Below are 7,015 nucleotides of genomic sequence, written 5' to 3'. Positions count from 1 at the left end.
TTTTTCTATTTGTTTACTATTTTCTAATGTGACAAAGTTACCTATATTTGCTATACATTTTATAGCACTATACGATTGTATAGTACTATGGCCTAGACAGTGTAGCGACCGATATTGGCAGGGAGGAGAGCATAAAAAAGCTTGGGGTCAATCGACGATTTTCATACTTTAGGGAAAGCTGTCTTCCCCTGATGAAAAAGACAAAACGCCCAACTCCACAACCAGCTCCAGCCAAACCCTACAAGTGCCTTTATCAGCTTAAAATTCATTTGCTTGGCATCAACCCGCAAATCTATCGCCGGTTCATCGTCAGAGGAGATACGACGGTGGTTCAGTTGCACCATATTGTCCAGTTAGTCATGGGATGGGACAATTGGCACTTGCATTACTTTCAGATTTTTGGGCGTCAGTATGGTATCGATTATACCGGTGGCGATCAGTTTCTGGGTATTCCCCAGATCACTCGCCTGGGTGATTTTGGTCTACGTACCAATGACACGTTTCATTACCTGTATGATTATTACGACCGTTGGGCTCATCAACTGCGGATCGAAGCCATAACTCCTGATGATGGTCGCTATCGGCATCCACGTTGCTTAGAAGGCAAACGAGCTTGCCCACCTGAGGACACAGGAGGCCCAACCGTGTACACTCACCGAATTGAAGAACAACGGTATTGGGCGTATGACTGGTTAGAAACACTAATGGAACGATTACTAGCGGGCGAGAACCCGTTAGAAGATAATGTGCCGGCCTGGTATTTCACTCACCAACCCGAACGGTTCGACTTGAAAGCGATCAATCAAAAATTGGCAAAACTGTATCAAATTAAAGGTAACTCCGGTTTTTGGGAGGCACAGGGCTGTTACGATGAATTAGAGGATGATTCCGACGAGTCATAACCGTATCAAGATAACCAAGTGGTTTAGTTGATACAGTTGAGTAGCTTTAGGGTATGCAACAGGCCGCCATCTTCGTTCGGGTATCCAAGAAGGAACAAGACTACCAACGACAGTTGAAAGACTTACGAGCGATTGCCCAAAGTCAATCGGTACAGGTAGTGGCTGAGATTACGGAGAAGGTCAGTGGTGCGCGTACCAACCAGGAGCGCGATGGGATTCAGGAATTATTGCTGTTGAGCCGTCAGGGTGCTATTCAGAAAGTGTTGGTTTGCGAAGTCTCCCGGTTAGGCCGCTCAACGGTTGAAGTCTTGCAGGTCGTCGAAGAGCTAACCCAGTTGGGCGTCAGCATTTACGTTCAAAACTTTGGCATTGAGACACTCAGGAATGGGAAGCGTAATCCCGTGGCCCAGTTCCTGTTTACCTTACTGGCCGAATTCGCTCGTTTGGAACGAGAGACGCTACGCGAACGCATTCTGTCGGGCATGGACGAAGCCCGACGGCAAGGAAAGAAGATTGGTCGCCCTGATGGAACAAGGGAGGAGAAAACGATTTTTCTGAAAAAATATACTTCAGTAGCCCGAAACCTGCGGGCAGGGCTTAGTATACGCAAAACGGCCAAATTGTGCGATATATCGATAAATACGGTTCGTAAAGTCAATGAGTATATAATGCTAAAACCCTGACTACTATGAAGTTTACCATCTCATTAAGCATTGAAGCTTCTGGTGAACCGCTTCAAACCATGCCTGTTTTGGCATTCGATAAAGAGTGTCAGGACGTGGCCAACATCGGTTTATCGCTCCCTGAATCAAAGCAGTTACTCGAAGCGCTACAAGCACAAATCGTTCAACAACAAGCCAACTGTTTTCTAGCACAGGCATTACCCAAGCTACCAACCAGTCGAGTTTTAAAAGATTATCGGCCCCTAACCCTAAGAACGCTATTTGGTACTGTACGGTTGAGAAGTCCTCGATTCACCGTTTTTCAATTATTGGATAAACCCCAAACAGTGAGCCCATTACGTTCCTTGCTTACCCAGCGTACTACACCGGAAATGCTTTATCTGGAAACGAAATGGGCTGCCTCGCTATCGTATTCACAAACCGCTACATTGCTTAAAGACGTGTTGCCAGTTGATAAAAAACTTAATGCCGCTACTATCCGAAATCATTTGGGACAGGTCGCTCGTCAAGTCGATAGTCATTTAAGCGTTGCTCCCTTAACCAACCCAGCAGATCTTCTTGTCTGCCAAAGTGCAGTGACTGAGGCTGAAGGCCCACTAGTTATGGGCGTGGATGGGGGCTATCTGCGAGACTGGTCGCAGAAGAAGACCTGTTTTGAAGTAATTGTGGGCAAATCCGTTCCAGCAGAGCAGCCCGCTAAGTGTTTCGGCTTTGTACAAGGGTATGATCAGCAAGCCAAACAGCGCATTTCTGAGTTATTGAACCAACAAGGACTACAAGGCAATCAGCGGGTCGTTTTTCTGTCCGATGGCGCAGCCAATCTGCGGCAGTTACAAAGTTACCTGACACCGAACGCTCAACATATTTTGGACTGGTTCCACCTAAGCATGCGTTTTACGGTCCTCCAACAGTATTTACAGGGTTTGACCAAAGTTGATGCGGATGGAGAGAAAATGCAAAAACGGTTAGAAAGCGCGAAGTGGCATCTGTGGCACGGCAACACGACCAAAGGGTTAGAGCTGATCCATGATCTAGATTGGGATGCCGATCTACACCGTCAGGAAGCCACTACCAAATACGACAAGATCAAACCCCTCATCCGGTATATCAGCGAGTTGGAAAGCTACATTCGGCAAAATACTCATTTGATCGTGGACTACAGTGAACGCTATCGGTACGGGGAAGTAATTTCGACAGGGTTTGTTGAATCGACGGTCAATTATGTAGTGGCCAAGTGGTTCACGAAAAAACAGCAAATGCAATGGAGTAAATCGGGAGCCCATCAAATGCTGGTAGTGCGAACCAAAGTCTTAAATGATGACTGGGAGGGTGAGTTTAAGAAACAGTATCCCCAGTTTCGGGCGGACTCGGGCGCGGTCATTTCGATGGCTGCTTAACTTGCCTGACCCCAGGCTTTTTTATGCTCTCCTAGCGACGTCGGTGGGGTATATGCTGTTCTGGTTCAGTGTCTGCTTTTGGGTAAGCTCGCTGCAACGTTCTTCCAGTGCCAACGCGATGTTGCTGCTAGGTATCTGGCTGGTTCTGCTGGTTGTGATGCCAGCGGTTATGAATAATTACCTAACGGTGCGCTACCCGGTGCCGGAAGCACAGGCCACCACCCTGACCCAGCGTAAAGGATACCACGAAAAATGGGATTTGCCTAAGGCAGAAACGTTCGACAAGTTCTATGCCCATTATCCTCAATTTCGGCAGCTTCCCATCGTTGCCATGCCCACCGACTGGCGATGGTATTACGCCATGCAACAATTGGGCGACGATGAATCGGCGGAGCAGGCGGGCGAACTCCGGCAAAAATTGGGTCAACGCGAGACCGCCAGCTTGACTCTGGCCCGATTCATTCCGACGCTACATACCCAACTTCAACTGGGCGAACTGGCCCGGTCGGGGCTAGGCAACCAGCTTCGTTTTCTGGAGTATACGGGCCGGTTTCATGAAAAAAGCGACTGTATTTCTACCCCAAAATTTTCAGTAATGCCGCTGTTTCGGCGGAGAACTGGGCTGGTTTTCCCGTCGAAACCTTTGCCGACACGGCACCCATCAGTCCGGTTGCTGTTTTGGCCCCCTTATTCCTATTCATAAGCCTGTTTGCCGGGTTAGGCTGGTACCGGTTCCGCCAAACGATTTATCATCTATAAACGCTACAACGCATGTTACAAGCCATCAACCTAACCAAACGGTATGTTCCTAGCCGAATTCACGCCCTTGATGCCCTTAATCTGACTGTTCAACCAGGGGAAATATATTGTCTGCTCGGCCAGAATGGAGCGGGAAAAACCACCACGATTAACCTGTTTCTGGGATTTCTGAAACCCACATCCGGCCAGGCCCTGATCAACGGGATGGACGTGGCCGGGCATCCTCAGGAGACCAAGAAATTTCTGGCCTACCTGCCCGAAACGGTCATGCTCTATCCGAACCTGACGGGTCTGGAAAACCTCGATTTTTTTGCCCAACTAGCCGGGTTCCGCCACACGCCGGGTGAGCTGCGAAGTTTGCTAAGCCGCGCCGGGCTTTATGCCGAGGCCCACGCCAACTGGGTGGGCACGTATTCGAAGGGAATGCGTCAAAAAGTGGGCATTGCCATTGCGTTGGCCAAACAGGCTAAAGTGCTACTGCTCGACGAACCCACCAGCGGTCTGGATCCTAAAGCCAGCAACGAGTTTTCGGATATTCTCACGGATTTGGCTCAGTCCGGCACGGCCATTCTGATGGCTACCCACGATATTTTCCGGGCGCGGGAAGTGGGAACGCACATTGGTATTATGCGGGCGGGTCACCTGGTCGAATCACTAGCTGCCAGCGATCTGACAGCCAATGAACTCGAAGCCATCTACCTCCAAACGGTCTGAACGATGTGGCTTCTACTGTTTGAGTAGAAACTCGCGCTGCACTTAGGGCAGAAACAGAAGCACCATACCTGGCGGTTGCACCAACGAGCTATCTTTCCCCTTTCGACTAGTAGAAGAGGCAATGTCAAAATTAGGAAGAAATACGTCTGACAAAGAATTAGCGAGCCGTTGCTACGTTGCTTGCCGAGCGAAGGATGGTTACGAGCATACAACCCATAAAAAACAGGATGGTGCAACCCTGAATAAGCCCTCCAGCCAAACGTAGCGGGGCATCGGTAGTCATATCCCCAATAACCCGAGTCAATAAGCCAACCGATTGGCCCAGTGCCCCGACGTAGAGCATGGGCCGATAGAAATTGCCCCGTAACGACAATACGCCGGGCAAAATGACCGGACCGTGTGCGAAGATCATCGAGAAGACGAAGCCCGTAAAAAAAGTGTGTAACGTAGCGTCGTACACAAACGGGAACGTAACGGGCAATGCCAATAGCAACCCACTGACAAGCAACCAGCCGTAGCCGAGTACCAGGAGGCCACCCATGTAGCGCTGTTGCCCGGTTCGGAGCAGCAACCGGCGTGCCATGTCGAAACGAAGCAGCCACGCACCCACCAGTACCATGCCTACACCCGTTAGGCTTTGCCCAAATCCGTGAAACGGCTGTGCTACACCCACCAGAAAAACGCCCAACGCCAGCCACAACAGCAACCGCTGGTAGGGTTTTAGGGGCACAAACCGGCTCAGTTCCAGCCGTTCGGCGGTGATGGTGAGGAGCAAAAAAGCCATCCACCACGGTACGGCAGTTGGGTAAAAATGGGTACGTAGCAGAAAAACGTGACCAATCAGCAAACAGAGACTTCCGCCAAAAAGCAGGTAATAAAACGGCTCCTGAAACCGATGCAGAAACGAATAAATGATAACAGCCATCCCCATAGCCCCCGCCATAAACAGCCAGATGGCCAGCGCAAACTGATCGAACAACAGCATCACTACGGCCAATGCCTGCACCAGCGGCACCAGCAACGCCCAGCGTGTTTTAACGACAACGGCCCGTTCCAGCGAAATCAACGTACCCAGAAAACCACCCACCATCAGCAGGCCATGTTCGCCAGCGGCTATGGAAAGCGGGAGGTTCCAGCCCAGCCGAAGCCAGCCACTCAGGATGCCCAGCAACAGACCAAGCATGGCCAGCGGTACCAGAAAACGTTGCGGTTTCTGCATGATCATAAATCTTTTCGGCGAAACATATATAAAGCACTCAACAAAGGAACCACCGCCCATACCAACAGAATAAGGCACGCATAAACGATTCCGAACGTACTGCCTAACAGTTCGGCATACAGCGCCCCCGTATACCCCATCAGGGCCGATACGTCCATCTGCAATAACACGACAATACGTGCCAGATCGACCGGATTGAGCGTCGTTAACACCAGCATGACTTTTTCGAGCGGGTAGTCACTGAACGAGAACAGTACGGTAAGCACAAGGCCGTCGTAGAGCAGTACGAAATAAAACCACAGGAGCAACGTAACGCCGATGCCTTTGGCTTTGTCGCGGGTGAATACCGATGCCCAGAACGCCACCGACACGAAAATGAGCGTTAGTGATACGCCTGCACCCACCAGAAACAACCCCGTTGCCGTACCGGCAAAGATCGCTACCGGAAGACCCACGCCAATTAGAAAAGCACTAGTCAGCGAACTGGCTACGCCAGCGTATTCGCTCAGTAACAGATGACTACGCCGAATGGGTTGCGCCAGCAGCAACTCAATAAATTCGTAGGAATTATAGAAATGAATGGTGGTGAAAATAATGCTGATTAGCGGCACCACCATCAGCACAATATTCAGCAGGCTCATCAGCCCTTTGGCCGGGTTACTGTCCATGCTGAACAGCGCAAACGAAACCGCCAGCAAAAAGGCCGTATAAGCCAAAACCACCCGGTTTTGCAGAATGTCGGCCCAAACATATTTGGTGATACGTAGCATGATGATGGTCAGAAGAGCGTGAAGTTGGGTTTGCTGGCCTGCGCATCGTCAATGAGCGACGGGTTTTCCATCAGGCGGGCAATGGCACGGTTTAGTTTTGTTTCGCCCGTTTGTTGCTGGAGCCAGGCCACCGGTTTCAGGAACTGCAATCGACCTTCCTGCATATACATAACGTCGGTGGTTAGCCCGTCGAGATCGCTGAGAATGTGCGACGTAATGAGAATCAACTTGCCGTCCTGTTTTTCACGTAACAGTTTGGCTTTCAGTATTTCAGATGCCAGCGGATCGAGGCCCGCCGTGGGTTCGTCGAGGATGATAATGGGCGGATTGAACAGAAAGGCCAGGCAGGCACCCACTTTCTGGCGAGTTCCGCCCGAGAGCGACCGCATGGTTTTGTCGTACAACGTTGGGAGGCCAAACGCATCGATCAGGTCGGTGTCGAGTTCAGCCGCGTGTTTTTTTCGCAGGTCGGTCATCATCCGAATCAGTTGCCGGATGGTCAGGTTTTCGGGGTATCGACTGATCTGCGGCATGTAGCCAATCTGATCGCGATAGGTCCAGTTATCGCGGC

8 protein-coding genes are annotated in these 7,015 nt (G+C 50.5%); 5 read left to right on the top strand and 3 right to left on the bottom strand.

The features are described 5' to 3' along the window. The first annotated feature begins 191 nt into the window (after positions 1-191). From BGO59_RS36415 to BGO59_RS36395, 5 genes are all read left to right on the top strand, one after another. Positions 192-902 (top strand): plasmid pRiA4b ORF-3 family protein, encoded by a 711-nt coding sequence (locus BGO59_RS36415; protein WP_293692646.1) that lies wholly within the window; start codon positions 192-194, stop codon positions 900-902. A gap of 53 nt (positions 903-955) precedes the next feature. Continuing rightward, positions 956-1,585, top strand: a complete 630-nt coding sequence (locus BGO59_RS36410) for a recombinase family protein (protein WP_293692645.1) — start codon at positions 956-958, stop codon at positions 1,583-1,585. Positions 1,586-1,590: 5 nt separating this feature from the next. After that, positions 1,591-2,982, top strand: a complete 1,392-nt coding sequence (locus tag BGO59_RS36405; RefSeq protein WP_293692644.1) for an ISKra4 family transposase — start codon at positions 1,591-1,593, stop codon at positions 2,980-2,982. Positions 2,983-3,034: 52 nt separating this feature from the next. After that, a complete protein-coding gene (locus tag BGO59_RS36400) occupies positions 3,035-3,685 on the top strand; it encodes a DUF3526 domain-containing protein (protein ID WP_293692643.1) in 651 nt (216 codons plus the stop codon). 68 nt (positions 3,686-3,753) lie between these two features. After that, positions 3,754-4,455 carry an ABC transporter ATP-binding protein gene (locus BGO59_RS36395; RefSeq protein ID WP_293692642.1) on the top strand — a complete coding sequence of 234 codons (702 nt, stop codon included), beginning with the start codon at positions 3,754-3,756 and terminating at the stop codon, positions 4,453-4,455. Between the two features lie 157 nt (positions 4,456-4,612). Here the strand turns inward: BGO59_RS36395 and BGO59_RS36390 are convergent, their stop codons facing one another. From BGO59_RS36390 to BGO59_RS36380, 3 genes are all read right to left on the bottom strand, one after another. Beyond that, positions 4,613-5,674 (bottom strand): hypothetical protein, encoded by a 1,062-nt coding sequence (locus BGO59_RS36390; RefSeq protein WP_293692640.1) that lies wholly within the window; start codon positions 5,672-5,674, stop codon positions 4,613-4,615. 2 nt (positions 5,675-5,676) lie between these two features. Next, complete coding sequence (locus BGO59_RS36385; protein WP_293692638.1) at positions 5,677-6,444, bottom strand: ABC transporter permease subunit; 768 nt, start codon at positions 6,442-6,444, stop codon at positions 5,677-5,679. 8 nt (positions 6,445-6,452) lie between these two features. Then, positions 6,453-7,015: ATP-binding cassette domain-containing protein (locus tag BGO59_RS36380; protein WP_293692636.1), on the bottom strand; the 563-nt coding region annotated here is incomplete at its 5' end.

Source organism: Spirosoma sp. 48-14, assembly GCF_001898575.1.
Taxonomy (GTDB): domain Bacteria; phylum Bacteroidota; class Bacteroidia; order Cytophagales; family Spirosomataceae; genus Spirosoma.
The sequence above is the reverse complement of the archived record's forward strand: the minus strand, read 5'-3'. Positions and strand labels throughout refer to the sequence as shown.